Source organism: Streptomyces sp. OfavH-34-F, assembly GCF_022347745.1.
Lineage (GTDB): Bacteria > Actinomycetota > Actinomycetes > Streptomycetales > Streptomycetaceae > Streptomyces.
Map to the genome: position 1 here is coordinate 1 of NZ_JAKRGC010000095.1, position 20,876 is coordinate 20,876.

General features: G+C 73.9%; 15 protein-coding genes. 7 read left to right on the top strand and 8 right to left on the bottom strand.

Features of this window, described 5'->3' with window-relative positions; translation table 11 throughout:
* Positions 1 to 3,638: S8 family serine peptidase (locus MHW47_RS16295; RefSeq protein WP_239223982.1), on the top strand; the 3,638-nt coding region annotated here is incomplete at its 5' end.
* Positions 3,639 to 3,699: 61 nt separating this feature from the next.
* Here the strand turns inward: MHW47_RS16295 and MHW47_RS16300 are convergent.
* Positions 3,700 to 4,740 (bottom strand): hypothetical protein, encoded by a 1,041-nt coding sequence (locus MHW47_RS16300; RefSeq protein WP_239223984.1) that lies wholly within the window; start codon positions 4,738 to 4,740, stop codon positions 3,700 to 3,702.
* Positions 4,741 to 4,844: 104 nt separating this feature from the next.
* On the opposite strand from MHW47_RS16300, the gene MHW47_RS16305 reads away from it, so the two are divergent.
* Positions 4,845 to 5,411: a dihydrofolate reductase family protein gene (locus tag MHW47_RS16305; protein ID WP_239223985.1), complete on the top strand. Its 567-nt coding sequence runs from the start codon at positions 4,845 to 4,847 to the stop codon at positions 5,409 to 5,411.
* A gap of 51 nt (positions 5,412 to 5,462) precedes the next feature.
* On the opposite strand, the gene MHW47_RS16310 is transcribed toward MHW47_RS16305, so the two are convergent.
* Positions 5,463 to 7,016 carry a peptidoglycan-binding protein gene (locus tag MHW47_RS16310; RefSeq protein ID WP_239223986.1) on the bottom strand — a complete coding sequence of 518 codons (1,554 nt, stop codon included), beginning with the start codon at positions 7,014 to 7,016 and terminating at the stop codon, positions 5,463 to 5,465.
* A gap of 348 nt (positions 7,017 to 7,364) precedes the next feature.
* Between MHW47_RS16310 and MHW47_RS16315 the strand changes: the two genes are divergently transcribed.
* The 3 genes from MHW47_RS16315 to MHW47_RS16325 are packed head-to-tail and all read left to right on the top strand — an operon-like array spanning position 7,365 to position 9,777.
* The gene (locus tag MHW47_RS16315; RefSeq protein ID WP_239223987.1) at positions 7,365 to 7,598 is read left to right on the top strand and encodes a phosphopantetheine-binding protein; all 234 of its coding nucleotides are present in this window, start codon (positions 7,365 to 7,367) and stop codon (positions 7,596 to 7,598) included.
* On the top strand, positions 7,595 to 8,839 hold the full coding sequence (locus MHW47_RS16320) for a beta-ketoacyl synthase (RefSeq protein ID WP_239223988.1): 1,245 nt from the start codon (positions 7,595 to 7,597) through the stop codon (positions 8,837 to 8,839). The genes MHW47_RS16315 and MHW47_RS16320 overlap by 4 nt, the downstream gene beginning before the upstream one ends.
* 17 nt (positions 8,840 to 8,856) lie before the next feature.
* On the top strand, positions 8,857 to 9,777 hold the full coding sequence (locus tag MHW47_RS16325; protein ID WP_239223989.1) for an alpha/beta fold hydrolase: 921 nt from the start codon (positions 8,857 to 8,859) through the stop codon (positions 9,775 to 9,777).
* Positions 9,778 to 9,801: 24 nt separating this feature from the next.
* Here MHW47_RS16325 and MHW47_RS16330 read toward each other — a convergent pair whose 3' ends face one another.
* Positions 9,802 to 11,751, bottom strand: coding sequence for a DUF6350 family protein (locus MHW47_RS16330; protein WP_239223990.1), 1,950 nt, complete (start codon positions 11,749 to 11,751; stop codon positions 9,802 to 9,804).
* 116 nt (positions 11,752 to 11,867) lie between these two features.
* On the opposite strand from MHW47_RS16330, the gene MHW47_RS16335 reads away from it, so the two are divergent.
* Positions 11,868 to 13,151, top strand: a complete 1,284-nt coding sequence (locus MHW47_RS16335) for a helix-turn-helix domain-containing protein (protein WP_239223991.1) — start codon at positions 11,868 to 11,870, stop codon at positions 13,149 to 13,151.
* Positions 13,152 to 13,253: 102 nt separating this feature from the next.
* On the opposite strand, the gene sucD is transcribed toward MHW47_RS16335, so the two are convergent.
* The 5 genes from sucD to MHW47_RS16360 all read right to left on the bottom strand — a co-directional run bounded on the left by sucD (position 13,254) and on the right by MHW47_RS16360 (position 20,335).
* Positions 13,254 to 14,138, bottom strand: coding sequence for a succinate--CoA ligase subunit alpha (sucD, locus tag MHW47_RS16340; protein ID WP_239223993.1), 885 nt, complete (start codon positions 14,136 to 14,138; stop codon positions 13,254 to 13,256).
* Positions 14,139 to 14,159: 21 nt separating this feature from the next.
* Complete coding sequence (gene sucC, locus MHW47_RS16345; RefSeq protein ID WP_239223994.1) at positions 14,160 to 15,341, bottom strand: ADP-forming succinate--CoA ligase subunit beta; 1,182 nt, start codon at positions 15,339 to 15,341, stop codon at positions 14,160 to 14,162.
* A gap of 226 nt (positions 15,342 to 15,567) precedes the next feature.
* Complete coding sequence (locus MHW47_RS16350; RefSeq protein WP_239223998.1) at positions 15,568 to 16,707, bottom strand: VWA domain-containing protein; 1,140 nt, start codon at positions 16,705 to 16,707, stop codon at positions 15,568 to 15,570.
* A 116-nt stretch (positions 16,708 to 16,823) separates the two neighbouring features.
* A complete protein-coding gene (locus tag MHW47_RS16355; RefSeq protein ID WP_239223995.1) occupies positions 16,824 to 19,226 on the bottom strand; it encodes a DUF5682 family protein in 2,403 nt (800 codons plus the stop codon).
* Positions 19,223 to 20,335, bottom strand: a complete 1,113-nt coding sequence (locus MHW47_RS16360) for an AAA family ATPase (protein WP_239223996.1) — start codon at positions 20,333 to 20,335, stop codon at positions 19,223 to 19,225. Before MHW47_RS16360 ends, MHW47_RS16355 begins: the two co-directional genes overlap by 4 nt.
* 129 nt (positions 20,336 to 20,464) lie before the next feature.
* Here MHW47_RS16360 and MHW47_RS16365 point away from each other — a divergent pair.
* Positions 20,465 to 20,876 (top strand): SWIM zinc finger domain-containing protein (locus tag MHW47_RS16365; protein WP_239223997.1); only part of this gene is annotated, 412 nt, incomplete at its 3' end.

A 20,876-nucleotide genomic window follows, 5' to 3' on the forward strand; every position in this document is an offset into this window, starting at 1 on the left:
CCGCGGCCGCCGCGCCCGCCCCCGCCCCCACCGCGACGGGCCCCGCCGGGGCGGCCGTCCACAGCTACGACATCACCCTGGTCACCGGCGACGTCGTCCACTACACGGACGGCGCGGGCGACCGGGACACCGTCACCGTGGACCGCCCCGAGGGCGCGACCGGCGGCGTCCACGTCCAGCAGGCCGGGGACGACGTCTACGTCCTGCCCGACGAGGCGCGGAGCCTGCTCGCGGCCGGCAAGCTGGACCGCCGCCTGTTCAACGTCTCCGCGCTCGCCGCGATGGGCTACGACGACGAGAAGACCGGCGGCATCCCGCTGATCGCCACCTACCCCGCCGCCAAGGCCCGTTCGCTGCCCGCCGCCCCGCGCGGCAGCAAGGCCGTCCGGAAGCTGGAGTCCATCCACGGCGCCGCGCTCACCGCCGGCAAGGACACCGCGCGCTCCTTCTGGAACGACATCGCGCGCACCGCGACCGCCCGCTCCCTGGACAACGGCATCGCCAAGCTCTGGCTCGACGGCCGCGTCGAGGCCGCGCTCAAGGACTCGGTGCCGCAGGTCAACGCCCCGCAGGCATGGGCCGACGGCTACGACGGCAAGGGCATCACGGTCGCCGTCCTGGACACCGGCATCGACGCCGACCACCCGGACGTCAAGGACCGCATCCTGCGGACCAGGAGCTTCGTGCCCGGCGAGGAGGTGGACGACAAGAACGGCCACGGCACCCACGTCGCCTCCACCATCGCCGGCTCCGGCGCCGCGTCCGACGGCGCCAACAAGGGCGTCGCCCCCGCCGCCGACCTGCTCGTCGGCAAGGTCCTGAGCGACGGCGGCGAGGGCGCCGACTCCGGGATCATCGAGGCTATGGAGTGGGCCAGGGCGGAGGGCGCCGACGTCGTCTCCATGAGCCTCGGCTCGCCCGTCCCGGACGACGGCACCGACCCGATGGCCCAGGCCGTCGACGCCCTCTCCGCGGACGGCGGCCCGCTCTTCGTGATCGCCGCCGGCAACGCGTACGGGGCGGGCACCATCGGCGCGCCCGGCTCCGCCGAGAAGGCGCTCACCGTCGCCGCCGTCGACAAGCGGGACGGCCGCGCCGAGTTCTCGTCCATGGGGCCGCTGGTGCGCAGCTACGGCCTGAAGCCGGACCTGTCCGCGCCGGGCGTGGACATCAACGCCGCCGCCTCGCAGTCCGTCCCCGGCATCGAGGGCATGTACCAGGCGATGTCCGGTACGTCGATGGCCACCCCGCACGTCGCAGGCGCCGCCGCCATCGTCAAGCAGCGCCACCCCGACTGGAGCGGGCAGCGGGTCAAGGACGCGCTGATGACCTCGTCGAAGGTGCTGCCGGACTACACCCCGTACGAGCAGGGCACCGGCCGGCTCGACGTGAAGGCCGCCATCGACACGACGATCGAGGCCACCGGCTCCGTCCCGGTCGCCGCCTACGACTGGCCGCACAGCGCCTCGGACCCGGTCGCCGAACGGACCGTCACCTACCGCAACACGGGCGACGCCGACGTCACCCTGGACCTGGCGACGGACACCGCCTCGGACGCGTACACGCTGTCCCCGAAGCGGCTGACCGTCCCGGCCGGCGCCACCGCCGACGCGGTCCTCGCGCTCGACCCGTCGAAGACCGAGGCGGGCACCACCTTCTCCGGGCAGGTCCTCGCCAAGGATGCCTCCGGCGCGGTCGTCGCGCACACCGGATTCGCGCTGAACAAGGAGCGGGAGCTGTACGACCTCACGCTCCGGCTGCGCGACCGCGACGGCGAGCCGATGGACGGCACCGTCATCCTGGGTGCCCTCGGCGACCAGAACCTCGCCCCGGTCCAGGTGTCCGGCGACACCACGCTGAGGCTGCCGCCGGGCGACTACACCGCCTGGACCGCCGCCGACGTCAAGGGCGACACCGCCGACTCCAGGGCCCTCGCCTTCCTGGCCGCCCCCGAGATCGTCCTGGACGAGCCGGTCACCGTCACGCTCGACGCGTCGAAGGCCCGCAAGGTCAGCGTGCGCACGCCGCAGGAGACCGAGACCCGGCAGCTGCGCTACGACATGGCACGCACCGCCCCCGACGGCACCGTGCAGCGCGACGCCTACCAGATCCCGCTCGTCTACGACCAGCTGTGGGCGAGCCCCACCGAGAAGGTGACCAAGGGCGACTTCTCCTTCCTGACCCGCTGGCGCCAGGGCGAGAAGCTCATCGACCTGACCGCCGGCGGCCGGGACGTCCCGGTCACCGTGCAGAACGGCTCCCCGGTCGCCGAGGACAGCCGCGCCAAGCTCCGCAGCGTCTTCGCCGGCGACGGCTCCGCCGCCGACTACCTGAACGTGGACGCGAAGGGCAAGGCGGTCGTCATCCGCAGCAGTGACACGGTGGCCCCGGCCGACCGGGTCGCCGCGGCCGTCGCCGCCGGCGCGAAGGCGCTGTTCGTCGTCAACCGCGGCGACGGCCGGCTGATGGAGTCCTACGGCGAGTACGGCACCACGCTCGCCCTGCCCGTCGCCACCGTGCAGCGGATCGCCGGCGAGGACCTGATCGAGACCGCCCGGCGCGGCGGGAAGGTCACCGTCGAGCAGCACAAGTACGCGAGCTACGTCTACGACCTGGTCGACCGTCACGACGGCGCGGTCCCGGACCGCTCGCTGGCCTTCGCCCCCTCCGCCCGGCAGCTGGCGAAGGTGGAGAACACCTTCTACGGCCACCGGGAGGTCGTCGGCGGCGGCTACCGCTACGACATCCCCGACTACGGGCCCGGCGTCGGCTTTGCCGAGTACGAGAAGTACCCGGCCACCCGCACCGAGTGGGTCACCCCGCTGCCCGGCGCCTCGTTCTGGTACGAGAACCACGCCCAGTACAACGCGGAGGGCACGGACACCGTGCTGGAGCAGCGCAGCGGCGAGATGGACCACCGGGCCGGCAGCACCACCCGCACCTCCTGGTTCGCGCCCGTCACCCGCCCGCGCCTGGGCACCGGCTACTGGGGCCCGGCCCGCACGCAGTGGGGCGACATCCAGTACAACATCACCCCCTGGACGGACGGCGGGGCCGGGCACTCGGGCTCCATGCCGGACAAGGAGTACGAGACCGGCAAGGTCGCGGTCTACCAGGGCGACACGCTGCTCGACGAGTCGCCCGGCCGGGCCGGCTACGTCGGGGACCTGCCCGCCGAGAAGCTGCCCTACCGGCTGGTGCTCGACGCCTCGCGCGACGCGGACACCTGGAAGACGTCCGTGCGCACGCACTCCGAGTGGACCTTCGTGTCCGGCGCCAACGACCCGGACGGGCCGTACCAGGTGGACATCCCGATGCTCCAGCTGGACTACGCCGTGGACACCGACCTGGCCGGGGACGTCCGGGCCGGGAAGTGGACGGAGATCGGCCTGTCCTCCACCACGCAGGAGTGGCTGGAGGGCGCCGTGAAGGCGACGAAGGCGTCCCTGTCGGTCAGCTACGACGACGGGAGGAGCTGGAGCCCGGTGCAGCTCCGGAAGGACGCGGCCGGTTCCTGGACCGCCCGCTTCAGGACGCCGAAGAAGGGGGCCGCCGCGGTCTCCCTCAAGGCGCACGCCGAGGCAGGCGGCGGTCTCTCCGTGGACCAGGAGATCATCCGGGCGTTCGGCCTGAAGTGACCCGCTGACAGCCCGCGCGCAAGGCCGCCCATCCGGGAACGGGTGGGCGGCCGCTCGCGCCTCAGCCGTGGATCTCCGGCTGGGCGGCCAGGATCTTCTCGGTGGCCGCCCACAGCTCGGGCACGAAGCGCAGCACCTCGTCGCGCCGGGCGAGCAGGTCCCCGGTGGAGCCGATGCCGGTGAGGTCGGCGACGGCCTCGCGGAACGCCGGCAGCCGGGCGGCGTGCAGCGCGGGCGCGTCCTCGGCCAGCACCAGATGGCAGCGCGCGAAGGTCGCGACGATCCAGAAGACCGCCTCCCGGTGCTCGCCCCGGTCCACCAGCTCCCGGCTGCCCCCGATCGCGACGGGCCGCGCCCCGGCGGTGAGGTCGCCGCTGAAGAAGAACGGCGTGCGCGCGACGGGGACCGTGGCGTCGAACGTCTCGGCCAGCGCGTCCAGATGGCGGCGCACCCGCCCGGCGGAGACCTCCTCGCAGCCCAGCAGCGCCAGCAGCCGCGGATAGAGCGCGTCCTGCCCGTACGCGGCGAGCACCTCGCGCACGGCCGGGTAGCGCAGCCGGACGGTCGGGTTGCGCAGCGCGGCGACCAGCGGGACGTGCGCGGTCACCCCGGTCGGGAACAGCCAGCCCAGCACCCGCGCGGCGTAGGGCGCCCCGGGGTCGAGGGCGGCGAGCCGGTCCTCGACGCGGTGCCGGGCGTCCAGGCAGCGGCGGCGCACCCGGCTCCGCTCGGCGAAGCGCGGCGCGACGTACGCGTGCAGGGCGCGCAGCCGCCCGGTGGGGTCGTCGATGACGGTGTCCCGGCGGAAGCCGCCCGCCAGGTGGTACGCGCCCAGCACCGCCTCCGGGTCGTCCAGCAGGGCCATCGGCTCGTAGGTGATCTCCAGCAGGGCGCCCCGGTGGCGGAGCTTGCCGGGCTTCGCGGGCGCTTCGCCGCCCGCGGTCACCACGACCACGTCCACGTCGGAGGCGGAGGGCAGCTCCGCGTCGTCCGGGAGCCCGACCGTCGAGCCGCTGAAGTACGCCCCCCGGTAGTCCGGTCGCGGGCGGGCGTGCGCGGTCACCCAGTGCGCGGCCGCGGCGCGCGCCTCTCCGACTCTCATACCCCGACTCCTACGGCCCGCGCCGTTCCCGCGTCAAGCCGCGCCGCCCGGTAGCGTCGGGTGCGGTTCACCCCCGTCCCCGCGACCGCCCGGTGAGGTGTGCGATGCGCAGGATCGTCTACTGGATGTCGATGTCCCTCGACGGCTTCATCGAGAGCCCTCGGCGGGAGATCGACTGGCACGTCGTCGACGAGGAGCTCCACCGCTACTTCAACGACCAGCTCGCCGGCATGGGCGGCATGCTGGACGGCCGGGTCACCCATGAGCTGATGGCGGACTTCTGGCCCACCGCCGACCAGGACCCGGCCAACGCGGGCACGGTGGCCGAGTTCGCCGCGATCTGGCGCGACACCCCCAAGTACGTGTACTCGCGGACCCTGGAGCGGGCCGACTGGAACACCACGATCGTCCGCGAGGTCGTCCCGGACGAGGTGCGGGCGCTCAAGGAGCAGCCCGGCGGCGATCTGGCGCTCGGCGGCGCCGGCCTCGCCGCCTCGTTCGCGGCGCTCGACCTGATCGACGAGTACCGCGTCTACGTCCACCCGGTCCTCATCGGCCGGGGCAAGCCGATGTTCCCCACCGAGGAAACCCGCACCGCCCTCCGGCTCCTCGGCACCCGCACCTTCGGCAGCGGGGTGGTGGAACTGCGCTACGAGCGCGACCGGGGCTGACGGGCCCCGGCACCCGGCGGCGGGCCGGGCGGCCGGGGCCCCGGCGGTCCGTCAGCGGCCCGCCTGGAGCGCCGCCCAGGTGTCCGGCCCCACGATCCCGTCCGCCGTCAGTTCGCGGCTCGTCTGGTACGAGCGCACCGCGGTCCCGGTCGCCGGGCCGAAGCTGCCGTCGGCCTCCACCGCGGAGCCGAGCGCGGCGGTGAGCGCGCGCTGGACCCGCTTCACGTCCTCGCCCGCCGCGCCCTCGGCCAGCTCCGGCGTGGTGCCGGCGGAGAGCAGCGCCGTCCAGGTCCGGGCGCCCACGATCCCGTCCGCGTCCAGGCCGCGCGCCGTCTGGAACGACTTCACCGCGCCCTCGGTGGCCGTTCCGAAGACGCCGTCCTCCTCGCCCGCCGGGTAGCCCTGCGCGTTCAGGAGCCGCTGTACGGCGGTGACCTGAGGCCCCGTCGAGCCGGCCCTTTGGGTGGCGTACGCGGCGAAGCTCAGCCCGTCGCCGGTCCCGTCGCCCGCCCCGGTGCCGTCGACCAGCTCCATGTAGCGGTCCCAGTCCCAGTGCGGGCCGGGGTCGGTGTGGTCGTTGCCCGGGGCCTCGCTGTGGCCGATGATGTGCGACCGGTCCTTCGGGATGCCGTACTTGTCGCAGAGGGCGGCGGTCAGCGCGGCGGACGAGCGGTACATCGTGTCGGTGAACCAGGTCGGGTCGTCCACGAAGCCCTCGTGCTCGATCCCGAGCGACGAGGCGTTGGCGCTGCGCGCGTGGTACGCGGTGTCGGCGTCGCGCACCATCTGGGTGATCTGGCCGTCCGACGAGCGCACCACGTAGTGCGAGCTGACCACGGACGCCGGGTTCTGGAACCAGCTGATGGTGCCCGCGTACGAGCCCTGGGTGACATGGACGACGACCTTGTCGACGGTCGCGGTCCGGCCGGGGGTGTAGTTGTTCGGGTCGGCCGGAACCCAGAGCGCCGACGGGTAGTCGGCGCTGCGGACGGAGGGATCGGGGGCGGCGGTCCCGGCCTTGTCCGGGGAGACCGGCCGCCCGGTCACCGTGATCCGCTCGCCGTCCGGGGTGAGCGCGTCGATGCCGTCCGCCAGGAAGGTGTACACGGTGTCCGCGTAGAGCGCGGCGGCCGGGCCCTCGGCGCCCCCGTACCGGGCGACGGCCGGGTACCAGGCGTCGATGTCGTCGCGGTCCCGCGCGTCGAGCCCGAGGGCGTCCGCGTAGCCGCGCAGCACCGCCGCGCCGCCCAGGACGTTGACGGCGGCGTCGGAGCGCAGGGCGGCGAGGGGGGCGCCGGTGAGGTCGGCGGCCCGCTCCAGGGTGTGGTGGGCGGGGTTGCTGACCAGGTGCATCACGCCGTACCCGTTCGCCTGGCTGGGGCGTCCGGCGTGGCCGTCGAGGTGGGTCTCGCCGTACCCGACGGCGGCGAGCAGGTCACGCGGTACGTCGAACTCCTCGGCGGCCCGTGCGAAGGCCCGGTCCAGCGGGTGGCCGGGGTCCGGCGCCGCGAGGGCGGGGGTGCCGGTCGCGGCGAGGACGGTGGCGGTCAGGACGGCCAGGAGGGAGGCCCTGGGGCCCGTACGGGCGGCGGCGCGAGTCGGCATTCCTGCTCCTGCTCTGTGGGGGAGGGGAGACGGCCCCGGCCCCGGAGGGGCGGGCCGGGCGGCCGCGAAGCCTGCTCACGATAGGGAGCGATCGAAGATATGACAATCATTCTGGAACGTGGCGAACTCCGGTTCACTCCAATGGAGTTGACCGATCGCGCACCTCGCGCGCCCCCAAGGATTCGTACACCCGTGCAGGAGCCCACCGCACGGGGGAACGCGGCCCGGACCCGCCGCCGCCAGGGCGTATAACAGAGAACTCCGGACCGGCCGGCGTCCCCGATGGCACCCACATCTCACGCGGCAAGGCGTCACCGCGTCACGACAGCGGAGAAGTGCCCGATGAGCATGAGCACGGCAGACGAGATCAGCACCCTGCTGACCGCCAACTTCGGAACCGACCCCCTGGCGATCCGCCCGGAGGTGCCCCTGCGGCAGCTCCGCCTCGACTCCCTGGCGCTGGAGGAGCTGCGGCTCCTGATCGAGGACCGGCTGGACGTCGATCTCGACGACGTCCAGCTCACCTCCCGCGACACCGTCGGCCAGCTCGTCGAGGCCGTCCATCGCAAGGCCGCCGCGTGACCGCCCCGTACCGCCCGGAGCCGTTCGCCGCGGCCGTCACCGGGATCGGCCTCGTCACCTCGGCGGGCGTCGGCGCCGAGGCCACCTGGCGCGCCGTCAACGACCCCGCGACCGCCCCCTGCGTCCCGCACCGGCCCGAACTGCGCGACCTGCCCTGCGACTTCATGTACAGCGTCCAGGACCTCGACACCCGCGCCGTCCTCGGCGTCGCCGCCCACCGGCTGATGGACCGCTTCGCGCACCTCGCCGTCATCGCCGCCCGCGAGGCCGTCGCCGACGCCGGACTCGACCCCGCCGTCTGGGACGGCGGCCGGGTCGCCGTCGTCATCGGCTCCGCCCACGGCGGCCTGCCCTTCTACGACGAGCAGCACACCGCCCTCACCGAACGCGGCGCCCGCCGCGTCTCGCCCAAGCTCGCCCCGCTCGCCGTCGTCAACGGCGCCGCCAGCAGCGTCGCCACCGACCTCGGCGCCCGCGGCCCCAGCCAGGCCGTCTCCACCGCCTGCTCCTCCGGCACCGTCGCCATCGGCACCGCCCACCAGATGCTGCGCACCGGAGCGTGCGACATCGTCGTGGCCGGCGGCGCCGAATCCGTCTGCTCCCGGCTCCTGATCGCCAGCGCCTGCCGGCTCAAGGCCGTCTCCACCCGCCGCGAGGACCCGCAGGCCGCCTGCCGCCCCTTCGACACCCACCGCGACGGCTTCGTCGTCGGCGAGGGCGCCGGACTGCTCGTCATGGAACGCCCCGAACACGCCCGCGCCCGGGGCGCCGCCGTCCTCGCCCGCGTGGCCGGTTACGGCGCCTCCAGCGACGCCTACTCCGCCGTCGCCCCCGACCCCGACGGGCTCGGCATCGAACGCGCCCTGCGCACCGCCCTCGCGGACGCCGGGATCGACGCCGCCGACATCGGCCACGTCAACGCCCACGGCACCTCGACCGTCGCCAACGACCTCATCGAGGCGGTCATGCTGCGCCGGGTCCTCGGCGAACACCCCCTCGTCACCTCCACCAAGGCGATGACCGGCCACACCCTCGGCGCCGCCGGCGGCATCGAGACCGCGCTCACCGTCCTCGCCCTCCAGCACCAGCTCGTCCCGCCCACCGTCAACCTCGACGCCCCCGACCCGGACATCCCCGTCGACGTGGTGCGCAAGGAGGCCCGGCCCGCCGCGATCCACGCGGCCGTCAAGACCTCGCTCGGCTTCGGGGGCCACAACGCCGCCCTCGTCCTCACCAGGTGACCGGGGCCCCACGGACCATGACCGAAGAGATCATCCGCACCCTCACCGTGGACGGGCTGCGCTTCCGCTACCGCGCCCTGCTCCGGCCCGGCGCGCGCACCGAACCGGTCGTCGTCCTCGGCGGCGCCCTCCAGGGCATCCACGGCTGGCCCCAGATGGACGAGCACCTCGGCCCGCACGCCACCGTCGTCACCGCCGACCTGCCCGGCATGGGCGGCGCCGACCCGCTGCCGCCCGGCACCGGCGACGACCTGCTGCGCGCCGCCGTCACCGCCGTCATGGACGACCTCGGCGCACGGCGGGTCAACCTCTACGCCTTCTCCTACGGCACCTCGATCGCCTTCGCCTGCGCCCGGCACGACCCCGCCCGCGTCGCCCGCCTGGTCCTCGGCGGCGTCCCGTCGCACATCACCGACGCCCAGCGCGACGACTGGGGCCGGGCGGTCGACCGGCTCGACACCGGGGACGTGACGGGACTGGCCCGGCTCACCGCCGAGGCGCTGATGTGCCTGGACCCGGACCGCCCGGTCCACCGCAGGGACCTCGCCCTGCGCTACGTACGCCGCTCCTTCGTGCAGGCGCTCACCCACTCACCGCACGCCGAGCGGTCGCTGCGCCGGTCGCTGGAGCACCGCCCCGACTTCTCCGGCGGGCTCAGCGGGGTGCCCGCGCTCGTCTTCGCCGGCGAGCACGACACCGTGACCGCGCCCGAGCACCAGCGGGCCTTCGCCGCCACCATCGAGGGCAGCCGCTTCCTGACCATCGGCGAGTCGGACCACTGGGTCGTGCTGGAGCGCCCCGACGACGTGGCGGACCTGGTGGCCCGCTTCATGACCGACCGGCCGCTGGAGGACGCCCCCGCGCTGCGGCCGGTCGCCCCGCTGCCCCGGCCGCGCGCCGGGACGGCGGACCGGGCCCTGCCACGGGCGGGCGGCTGACCGCCCGCCCGCCCGTGCGCCGGGTCAGCGGTGCCCGTGCCCGTGCCCGTGTCCGTGCCCGTTGCCGGGGTGCGGGGCGTGCACGTCGATGCGGACGATCTGCGGGTCGTGGTCGCTCGCCTGGTCGGCGAACTCCGCGTTGATGTGCACCACGTCGTAGTCGAAGCGGCGCACCCCCGGACTGGTCAGGATGTGGTCCAGGGTCTGCGAGTTGCCCTCGTACACGTAGCTGTACCGCTCGTTCTGCGGCAGCGTGGTGATGAGCGGCTTGAGGACCTTGCCCGCGGTCAGCGCGCCGACGGTGGGCGAGAACGCGAAGTCGTTGAGGTCGCCGAGGACCACGACCTGCGCCGACTTGTCCGCCGCGAGCAGCGACTTGACGAAGGTGTTGACCTCCTCGGCCTGCCGTACGCGCTTGGTCTCGGAACCGCGCTTCGGCTCCTGGTAGCGGCCGTGTAGCGGCTGGTCGCCGCCCTTGGACGCGAAGTGGTTGCCGACGACGAAGACGGACCGTCCGTGGAAGCGGAACTCGCCGACCAGCGGCTTGCGGCTGTCGTCCCAGGCGTCACTGGTGGGCGCGATCCGGCCGGGCGACACCGAGAGCGCGACGCCCTTGCGGGTGCGCACGGCCTCGACGGCGGTCGTCGCGTCGCCGCCCGCGCGGTCCACGAAGTCCACCCGGTCCGGGTTGAAGAGGAAGACGTTGCGGATGTTGCCGCCGGGCTCGCCGCCGTCCTTCCCGTCCTGCGGGGCGACGTAGCGCCAGGAGTAGCGCGGCCCGCCCGCCGCGACGATCGCGTCCGTGAACCGCTGCAGCGTGGCCTCGGAGCCGACCGTGCCGTCGTTCACCGCGCCGTTGTCGTCCTGGATCTCCTCCAGGGACACGATGTCGGGCGAGGACAGGTTGACCGCCACGCCCTCGGCCAGCGTGTCGAACTTCGCCTGGTCGTCCAGCGCGTCCAGGTTCTCCACGTTGTACGTGGCGACCGCCAGCTCCTTGCCCTTCTGCCTGCGCGTGACCTCGCGCCGCAGGTGGTGGTCGGTGAGCGTGCCGAGTGCGGTGGCCTGGACGTTGTAGCCGCCGTACGAGTCGTAGTCCAGGACGCCCGCGGTGGTGCCGGACAGCACGTCACCCACGTTCGCGGTGGGCACGGGCGAGGCCGGGTCCAGCGACAGCACCTTGAGCCGGCCCGCGTTCTGGTCGGTGTAGGAGGCGTACAGCGTGCCGCCGCGCTCCGTCGGGTTCTGCTCCGGAGCGACCGTCACCCACACCTCGCGGTACTTGGTCGTCGCGCCCGTCACCCGGGTGTCGGCGATCTCGACCCGGCTGCCCTCCAGGGACTCGTACAGGTCGAGCGCGTAGGCCGACGGCTCCAGGGGCAGCGCGTCGATCGAGCCGCCGCCGGCCGAGGGCACGTACTTGGACGGCAGCGCGTCCGCGTCCAGCACGACCGGGGCGGGCAGCGCGTTGCCGGAGGACAGGACCGTGACCCGGGGCGCGGTGATCTCCGTGACGGACTGGGCGGTGGACGACGGGTAGTACTCGGCGACGACCCCGCCGACCAGCAGGTATCCGCCCGTCACCAGGGCGAACGCGGCGCCGGGTGACGGGGCGACACGCCCCTCGTCCGGTTCGAGGACGTCCCTGGCCGCCCGGTGCACCAGCCACACGGGCAGCGCGGCGAGCAGCAGCGGGACGACTCCCATGGGCGCCGGGGCGCCGGTCAGCGTCGCGGTCCTGACCAGCTCGGCGCCATGGGCCAGCAGCCACAGGGCCGCCGCCGCGTGGAACGCCTCGCCGGGGCCGCTGTCCGGCGCCGGGGAGCTGATCCAGAGCGCGGCGACGAGCACGGCCAGCGAGCCGAGCCCGAGCCCGGCCGCGAGCGCGCCGCGCAGCGCCGCCGCGACGAGCACGGCCGGCCCCGCCTGCTGCGGAGTCAACAACGACGGGCTGCGTTCGGTCACTTGGGTCACGCGGTCATGCTCCCAACGACACGCGCTCAATCCGTGTAACGGGCGAACAGCCGGGGTGTCGATCAATATACGTTTATGTACTTTTTCACCCGGTGTGGGTCGCCTGGGCGGCCCTCATGACGCAGAGCACGTCCGAAACCGCTGCCGCGCCACCGCTCCCCTCGCCGAAGGAACGGCGCAGACTACGCAAGGCGAAGTCGCTGACGGAGGACCAGGTCGCGGCGGCCGTGGGCGTCACCCGGGCGACGGTACGGGCCTGGGAGACGGGCCGGACCACCCCCCGGGGCCGCAAACGGGAGGCGTACGCCCGCCTGCTCCTGGGCACGGAAGACGACGCCCCCGCCACCCGGGTGGCGGGGGTGCCGGACGCCGTGGTGCGGGAGGTCGCGGAGCCGGACGCCGTGGTGCCGGAGGCCCCGGTGATCGACCCCGCAGAACCGGAAGCCGTGGAGCCGGAAGTCGCCGTGCCGGACACCTCGCAGCCGGCCCCCGTGGTGCCGCGCGTGGACGCAGTGAAACCCGTGGAGGCCCCGCCCGTCACGGTGGCCGAACCGCCGAAGCCGGCTGCCCCTCCCGCCGTCGCCCCGGAGGACACCGCCGCCGGCGCCCCTGCCGAGGCGTTCGACGCGCTGTACAGGTTCGCCGCCGGGGCCCTGTACCGGCAGACGTATCTGCTCACCGGCCGCCGGGCCCTCTCCCGCGCGGCCGTGGTGAAGGCGTTCGAGCAGGCATGGGAGCGCTGGCCGAAGGTCGCGGTGGACCGCGACCCCGTGGGGTGGGTGCGGGCGGCCGCGTACGAGTACGCGATCTCCCCGTGGCGGCGGCTCAACCGGGAGCACCGGCGGCTCGACCCGCCGCCGGAGGCGCCCGCCTCGCGGGCCCTGCTCGACGCGCTGCTGGAGCTGCCGCCCGCGTACCGCCGCACGCTGGTGCTGCACGACGGCGTCGGGCTGGGGCTGCCGGAGACGGCGGCGGAGACCGAGGCGAGCACGCGGGCGGCGGCCGGACGGCTCATGACCGCGCGGGCGGCCGTCGCCGAGCGGCTGCCCGAGGTGGCGGAGCCGGCCCTGATCCACGAGCGGCTGGGCACGCTCGCCCACAGCGGGCCCGCCGCCCCGCTGCCCGTGCCGGAGCTGCTCCGTACGGGCAGTGAGCGCAAGGCGCAGCTGTGGGCCAGGGCGGCCATCGCGTTCACGGTGCTCATCGTCGGGCTGACGCTGATCACGCTGGCGACGGCGCCCCGCAAGTACGAGACGCCTCCGGCGCCGGCCCAGAAGGTCGGCGGGGTGCCCCCGGTCGGCGGCCCGCAGAAGCTGTCGCCGCAGGACGTGAAGCTGCGCGAGAAGCTCGGTGACGAGCTGTTCCGCGGCCCGGCCCGGCTGATTCCCGAAGCAGGCTGAGCCGGCCGGCGTACGACGACGCGGGCCCGTCCCCCGGCTGGGGGACGGGCCCGCGTCGTGTGTACGGTGACGCGCTGCCGCGCGCGGGCGCGGCGGGCGGCGTCAGGCGCCGAGGATCTCGCGCGCCAGCTTGGCGGTCTCGGTCGGGGTCTTGCCGACCTTCACACCGGCGGCCTCGAGGGCCTCCTTCTTCGCCGCGGCGGTGCCGGAGGAACCGGAGACGATGGCGCCGGCGTGGCCCATGGTCTTGCCCTCGGGGGCGGTGAAGCCCGCGACGTAGCCGACGACCGGCTTGGTGACGTTGGCCTTGATGAAGTCGGCCGCACGCTCCTCGGCGTCGCCGCCGATCTCGCCGATCATCACGATCAGGTCGGTGTCGGGGTCCGCCTCGAACGCTGCGAGGGCGTCGATGTGCGTGGTGCCGATGACCGGGTCGCCACCGATGCCGACGGCGGACGAGAAGCCGATGTCGCGCAGCTCGTACATCATCTGGTAGGTCAGCGTGCCGGACTTGGACACGAGACCGATGCGGCCGGGCTTGGTGATGTCGCCCGGGATGATGCCGGCGTTGGACTGGCCGGGGGTGATCAGGCCGGGGCAGTTCGGACCGATGATCCGGGTCTTGTTGCCCTTGGAGCCGGCGTACGCCCAGAAGGCGGCCGAGTCGTGGACGGCGATGCCCTCGGTGATCACGACGGCGAGCGGGATCTCGGCGTCGATCGCCTCGATGACGGCGGCCTTGGCGAAGGCCGGCGGCACGAAGAGGACGGACACGTCGGCGCCGGTCTTCTCCATCGCCTCGGCGACGGTCCCGAAGACGGGAACCTCGGTGCCGTCGAAGTCGACGGACGTGCCGGCCTTGCGCGGGTTGACACCGCCGACGATGTTGGTGCCGTCACCCAGCATGAGCTTCGTGTGCTTCATGCCCGTGGCGCCGGTCATCCCCTGGACGATGACCTTGCTGTCCTTGGTGAGGAAGATAGCCATGGTGGTCTGAGTCCCTCTTCCTTACTTCGCAGCCGCGGCGAGCTCGGCGGCCTTGTCGGCCGCGCCGTCCATGGTGTCCACGCGCTGAACGAGCGGGTGGTTCGCGTCGGAGAGGATCTTGCGACCCAGCTCCGCGTTGTTGCCGTCGAGACGCACGACGAGCGGCTTGGAGACGTCCTCGCCCTTCGTCTTGAGCAGTTCGAGGGCCTGGACGATGCCGTTGGCGACCTCGTCGCAGGCGGTGATGCCGCCGAAGACGTTGACGAAGACGGACTTGACGTCCGAGTCGCCGAGGATGATCTCCAGGCCGTTGGCCATGACCTCGGCGGAGGCGCCGCCACCGATGTCGAGGAAGTTGGCCGGCTTCACGTTGCCGTGCTTCTCACCGGCGTACGCGACGACGTCCAGGGTGGACATGACGAGACCGGCGCCGTTGCCGATGATGCCGACCTCGCCGTCGAGCTTGACGTAGTTGAGGTTCTTGGCCTTGGCGGCGGCCTCGAGCGGGTTGGCCGCGGCCTTGTCCTCGAGGGCCTCGTGGCCGGGCTGGCGGAAGTCGGCGTTCTCGTCGAGCGAGACCTTGCCGTCCAGGGCCAGGATGCGGCCGTCCTTGGTCTTCACCAGCGGGTTGACCTCGACAAGGAGGGCGTCCTCGGCGACGAAGGTGTCCCACAGGGTGACCAGGGTCTCGGCGACCTTCTCGGCGACGTCGGCCGGGAACTTCGCCTGCGCGACGATCTCGCGGGCCTTCTCGATCGTGACGCCGTCGACGGCGTTGACCGGGACCTTGGCGAGGGCCTCGGGGGTCTTCTCCGCGACCTCCTCGATGTCCATGCCGCCCTGCACCGAGGCCATGGCCAGGAAGGTGCGGTTGGTGCGGTCGAGGAGGTAGGAGACGTAGTACTCCGCCTCGATCTCCGGGGACAGCTCGGCGATCATCACCTTGTGGACCGTGTGGCCCTTGATGTCCATGCCGAGGATGTCGGTCGCGCGGGCGACCGCCTCGTCGGGGTTGGCGGCCAGCTTCACGCCACCGGCCTTGCCGCGGCCGCCGACCTTCACCTGGGCCTTGACGACCGACTTGCCGCCCAGCCGCTCGGTCGCCTCGCGGGCTGCCTCAGGCGTGTCGATGACTTCACCGGCCAGCACCGGTACACCGTGCTTGGCGAAGAGGTCCCTCGCCTGGTACTCGAACAGGTCCACGCGCGTCCGTCCCTTGTCAAATGGTCTCGCGGTTGGTTTTCTGCGTGGGCGTGCCGCGAGGGGCAACGTGACTGCGGTGTCACTGGGGAAGCGCACACGGTGACCGGATACGCGGCATGTCCATCTCGCAGGTTATCCCCGCGTCCCGCGTGACCCTAAATCGCAGATCACACGGGGACGGTGATTACGGTCACAGATTCCCCCTGGTGGGGCCGTGGGCGGCAGCTCAGACGGGTTCCTTGTCGGGTATCGGCAGGGGGCGCTTCTCGATCGCGGCGGCCATGACGTCGGGGAACAGGTCCGGGGTGCAGGCGAAGGCCGGGGCACCCAGCGCGGACAGGGCCGCCGCATGGTCCCGGTCGTAGGCCGGGGCGCCCTCGTCGGACAGGGCGAGCAGGGTCACGAACTGCACACCGGACGCCTTCATCGCCGCGACCCGCTTCAGCATCTCGTTGCGGATGCCGCCCTCGTAGAGGTCGCTGATGAGCACCACGACCGTTTCGGCCGGCCGGGTGATCCGGGACTGGCAGTAGGCGAGGGCGCGGTTGATGTCGGTGCCGCCGCCGAGCTGGGTGCCGAACAGGACGTCCACCGGGTCGTCCAGCTGGTCGGTGAGGTCGACGACCGCCGTGTCGAAGACGACGAGCCGGGTGCGCAGGGCGCGCATCGAGGCCAGGACGGCGCCGAACACCGACGCGTAGACGACGGAGGCGGCCATCGAGCCCGACTGGTCGATGCAGAGGATGACGTCCTTCTTCACGGACTGCGCGGCCCGCCCGTAGCCGATGAGCCGTTCGGGTACGACCGTCCCGGCGCCGTCCCCGCCGGGCAGCTCCAGGTAGTTCTTGAGGTTGGCCCGGATGGTGCGGTCCCAGTCGATGTCGTGGTGACGGGGCCGGCTGACCTTGGCGGACCGGTCCAGCGCGCCGGTGAGCGTGGCGCGGGTGCGGGTGGTGAGCCGCTTCTCCAGCTGCTCGACGACCTTGCGGACCACTGCGCGCGCGGTCTCCTTCGTGGTCTCGGGCATGGCCTTGTTGAGGGAGAGCAGCGTGCCGACGAGGTGCACGTCGGCCTCGACGGCCTCCAGCATCTCCGGTTCGAGCAGGAGGGCGGAGAGGCCGAGGCGGTCGATGGCGTCGCGCTGCATGACCTGGACGACGGAGCTGGGGAAGTACGTCCGGATGTCGCCGAGCCAGCGGGCCACGGAGGGCGCGGAGCCGCCGAGCCCGGCGGAGCGTCCGCCGTTGCCGCGGCCCCCGTTGCGTCCGCCGCTGCCGTAGAGGGCGGTGAGGGCCTGGTCCATCGCGGCGTCGCGGCCGGTGAGCGCGCGGCCGGTGCTCTCCTCGCTGTCCGCGCCGAGCACCATGCGCCAGCGGCGCAGCCGCTCGTCCTGGGCGGTGCCGGTGGCGCCGCTGGGCGGGGTGTCTAGGGCCGGGCCGTCGGTGGGCGGGTTGCCGGTGGCCGGGTTGCAGGTGGGCGTGGTCATGCCGTCTCCCCCAGGTGCGGGTCGTCGTGGTGGGCGGGGGCGCCGGGCTCCGGGCGCGCGTCCAGGCCGAGCAGCAGGCGCACGACCGGGACCACCGCGTCGGCCCGGGCGGTGTCCAGGACCGGGGCGAAGCCGGGCGCCGTCGCCGCCGCGCCCGCCGGGGAGCCGTTCCCCGCCGCACCGCCCGCGACCGGGCCGCGCCGGACGAGGTCGCCCAGCGTGCGCCGTACGCCGGACTCGTACGCCGAGAACGTACGGCGCAGGAGCGGCAGTACGTCGTTGAAGGTGTCCGCGGGGACGCCGGTCAGCCAGGAGTCGACCAGGGCGAGCAGCCGCTCGTCGTGGACGAGGAGCATGCCGCCGCCCGCCGCTCCGCCGACGAAGCCCTCGATCCAGGCGGCGGCGTCGGCCGGCGGGGTGCCCGGCGAGAGGGCGAGGCCCATCAGCCGGGCGGCGGCGTCGTGGGCGAGGTGGCCGTCGTCCAGGAGGAGGCGCGCGGCCCGGCCCCGGATGACGCCCGCGACCGTGTCCCGGAGCGTGAGCTTGTGGAGCACGGCGCGCCACCGCGTCCGCAGCCCGTCCGCGCTCGAAGGGACGGAGCCGGCGAGCAGGCCGATCGCCGTGTGCACGCCGTCCACCTGGCGGCGCAGCGCCTCCGCGCCCTCGGCGTCGAGCCCGGTGCAGGCGGGCGGCAGGCCGACGCAGATGCGCTCCGCGAGGCCGGCGGCGACCTCGCCGAGGGCGGTGGTGTCGGTGGAGCGGACGTCGCCGTAGCGCAGGGTGCGGGCGAGGGCGGGCAGGGCGTCCGCGAGGTGGCCCACGTCCGAGTCGAGCGCGGCGCGGTCGGCGAGGGCCCGCATCACGACGGGCAGGGCGTCGGGCAGGTCGGCGAGCAGGCAGCGCTCGGCCAGCGCGGTGACCTCGGCGAGCGCGGTGGCGGCCAGGGCGTCCGACTCGGCGCGGGCGGTGGCGGCGGAGAGCACGGTGGTGCCCCAGACGCCCGCCTCCGCGACCCGTACGTACAGCTCGGGCTCCCAGCGCAGCCGCCAGCTCTCCCGGAAGGTGCCGGTGCTGTTGCGGCCGGTGGCCGGTTCGCCCCAGCCGACGCTGAGGAGACGCAGCCGGTGCAGCAGGCGGCTGCGAGCGGCGTCGGTGTCCTTGCGCAGGTCCAGCTCGATGTCCCGCTCGCCCTCCTCCGGCTTGAGGCGCAGGGAGCGCTGGAGCCGGGTGAGGTCGCGCTGGAGGGGGACGGCGGGGGCCGTGTCGGGGACCTCGCCGAGCGTGGAGCCGACGACGAGGCGGTCGTGGACGAGGGCGAGCGGGATGTCGGAGCCGTCGCACATGACGGCCCGGACGGCGTCGGTCGTCTCGCTGAGCCCGGCGAGCGGCCGGCCGCGCATCGCGGCGAGCGTCTCGGCGAGCCGGACGGCCTCGATGACGTGGGCGGACGAGACGAACCGGTCCTCGTCGCGCAGGAGTCCGGCGACCTTCGTCATCCAGCGCTCGATGGGGCGGTCCCGCGCGGTGAACAGGTGCTCGTACCAGCCGGGCGACTCGATGCCGGCGCCGTAGCCGCTGTGCCGGGCCAGCCTGCGGTGGTTCCAGGGCACCCAGGTCAGTTCGGCCTTGGCCTTGGGCAGGCCCTTGAGCAGGGCCCGGTCGGCGGTGAGCGTGGTCCGCGTGCGCAGGGCGGGGACGTGCCAGGCGCCGCAGACCACCGCGAAGTCGTCGCCGAACTCCTTGGCGGCGGCCCGCAGCTGGAGGCGCATGTACGCCTCGCGCACGGCGTCCCTGGGATGTCCGCCGTCCCCGTACGCCTCGCGGAGCGCGGTCATCGCCTCGCCGAGGGCGGCGAACGCGGCGAGCGGGCCCGCCGCCTCGCCGCTGCCGGGCACGCGGTGTTCGACGACGTCCTCCCACCAGCGCTCGGGGTCGTCGTACCCGGCGGTCTCGGCGAGCACCCGGATGGGGTCGACGGGGGCGGTGGCGGGCTCGGGGGCGGACGGTTCGCCGCTCTCCCCGTCCTCCTGGTCCTCGGCTGCGCCGTCCCGGTCCGTCTCGGCCATGGCCAGCGAGTGCGCGGCGGGCAGGTCGATGAAGCGGACGGGGACGTCGTGGGCGAGGGCCCAGCGGATGGCGATCCACTCGGGGGAGAACTCGGCGAACGGCCAGAACGCCGCCCGTCCGGGGTCGTCCACCGCGTGGGCGAGGAGGGCGACCGGGGGCCGCATCTCCTCGTCGGCCGCGAGCGGCAGCAGCGTGTCGGCCTCGGGCGGGCCCTCGATGAGCACGGCCCGCGGGTGCGTCTCGTCGAGGGCGGCGCGGACGGCGCGGGCCGAGCCGGGGCCGTGGTGCCGGACGCCCAGCAGCAGCGGCCCCGCCGTGCGGGTGCCGGTCATGCGGACGCCTCCCGGCAGGCGCGGTAGAAGTCCTTCCAGCCGTCCCGCTCGCGCACCACGGTCTCCAGGTACTCCTGCCAGATCACCCGGTCGGCGGCCGGGTCGCGGACGACGGCGCCGATGATGCCGGCCGCCACGTCGCCGGGGCGCAGCACGCCGTCGCCGAAGTGGGCGGCGAGGGCGAGGCCGTTGGTGACGACGGAGATGGCCTCGGCCGTGGACAGCGTGCCCGAGGGGGACTTGAGCTTGGTGCGGCCGTCGGCCGTGACGCCGTCGCGCAGTTCGCGGAAGACGGTGACGACGCGGCGGATCTCGGTGAGGCCGTCCGGCGCGGGCGGCAGGTCGAGCGAGCGGCCGATCTGGTCGACGCGGCGGGAGACGATGTCCACCTCGGCGTCGGGTGTCGCGGGCAGCGGCAGGACGACGGTGTTGAACCGGCGGCGCAGGGCGCTCGACAGCTCGTTGACGCCGCGGTCGCGGTCGTTGGCGGTGGCGATGACGTTGAACCCGCGCACCGCCTGGACCTCCTGGCCCAGTTCGGGCAGGGGCAGGGTCTTCTCCGAGAGGATCGTGATCAGCGAGTCCTGCACGTCGGCGGGGATGCGGGTCAGTTCCTCGATGCGGGCGGTCATGCCCTGGGACATGGCGCGCATCAGCGGGCTGGGCACCAGCGCGTCGCGGCTGGGGCCGTGGGCGAGCAGCTGCGCGTAGTTCCAGCCGTAGCGGACCGCTTCCTCCGGGGTGCCCGCCGTGCCCTGCACGAGGAGCGTGGAGTCGCCGCTGACGGCGGCCGCCAGGTGTTCGGAGACCCAGGTCTTGGCGGTGCCGGGGACGCCGAGGAGGAGCAGGGCGCGGTCGGTGGCGAGCGTGGTGACGGCGACCTCGACGAGGCGGCGCGGGCCCACGTACTTGGGCGTGATGACGGTGCCGTCGGGCAGCGTCCCGCCGAGCAGGTACAGGGCGACGGCCCACGGCGACAGGCGCCAGCGCTCGGGCCTGGGGCGGTCGTCGGCGGCGGCGAGCGCCTTGAGTTCGCCGGCGAATGCGTCCTCGGCGTGCGGGCGCAGGGCCTCGCCGGAGCTTGCTTCGGTGGTTTCGGACACGGTCATGGATCTCCCCCTCCGGATCGGTCGACGGATCGGTCGGCCGGATGTGGTTCCACCGTGCACCATGGCACTGACAATCGGTGTCTGCGCAGGTCAGGGCGATTGTCAGTGGGGCGTCCTAACGTCGTTGGCATGCTGCTGACTGACGGGGGAGAACCCTTGGGAGCCGCTGCCTCGGCCGCGCGCTGGACGGTGGAGCAGGTCCTGGCCCTGGCTCCTGACGACGCCTCACGCAAGGCGGGGAACAAGCTCTGTGCGTCCGGTTCCTGGTCGGAGACCGGGTGGGACGCGACGGGTGCGGTGTGGGGGCTGTGCAAGGGCAGCGGGAGCAAGCCGTACCGCACGGTGGTGGACACCACCGGGCCCGCGTACCGGTGCAGTTGCCCCAGCCGCAAGTTTCCGTGCAAGCACGCGCTGGGCCTGCTGCTGCTCCGCGCGTCCGACGACGCCGCGGTGCCGGCCGGGGAGCCGGCGGACTGGGCGCGGGAATGGCTGGAGGGCCGCCGCGCCCGTGCCGTGGCCAAGGCCCGGCCCGCCGGGGGTG

Excerpts from the sequence above, each read along its gene's own strand:
- MHW47_RS16355 (WP_239223995.1), bottom strand. The coding sequence starts at position 19,226 with ATGACCGGCACCCGCACGGCGGGGCCGCTGCTGCTGGGCGTCCGGCAC.
- sucD (WP_239223993.1), bottom strand. The coding sequence starts at position 14,138 with ATGGCTATCTTCCTCACCAAGGACAGCAAGGTCATCGTCCAGGGGATG.
- MHW47_RS16300 (WP_239223984.1), bottom strand. The coding sequence starts at position 4,740 with ATGAGAGTCGGAGAGGCGCGCGCCGCGGCCGCGCACTGGGTGACCGCG.
- MHW47_RS16305 (WP_239223985.1), top strand. The coding sequence starts at position 4,845 with ATGCGCAGGATCGTCTACTGGATGTCGATGTCCCTCGACGGCTTCATC.
- MHW47_RS16315 (WP_239223987.1), top strand. The coding sequence starts at position 7,365 with ATGAGCACGGCAGACGAGATCAGCACCCTGCTGACCGCCAACTTCGGA.
- MHW47_RS16360 (WP_239223996.1), bottom strand. The coding sequence starts at position 20,335 with ATGACCGTGTCCGAAACCACCGAAGCAAGCTCCGGCGAGGCCCTGCGC.
- MHW47_RS16310 (WP_239223986.1), bottom strand. The coding sequence starts at position 7,016 with ATGCCGACTCGCGCCGCCGCCCGTACGGGCCCCAGGGCCTCCCTCCTG.
- MHW47_RS16335 (WP_239223991.1), top strand. The coding sequence starts at position 11,868 with ATGACGCAGAGCACGTCCGAAACCGCTGCCGCGCCACCGCTCCCCTCG.
- MHW47_RS16325 (WP_239223989.1), top strand. The coding sequence starts at position 8,857 with ATGACCGAAGAGATCATCCGCACCCTCACCGTGGACGGGCTGCGCTTC.
- MHW47_RS16350 (WP_239223998.1), bottom strand. The coding sequence starts at position 16,707 with ATGGTGCTCGGCGCGGACAGCGAGGAGAGCACCGGCCGCGCGCTCACC.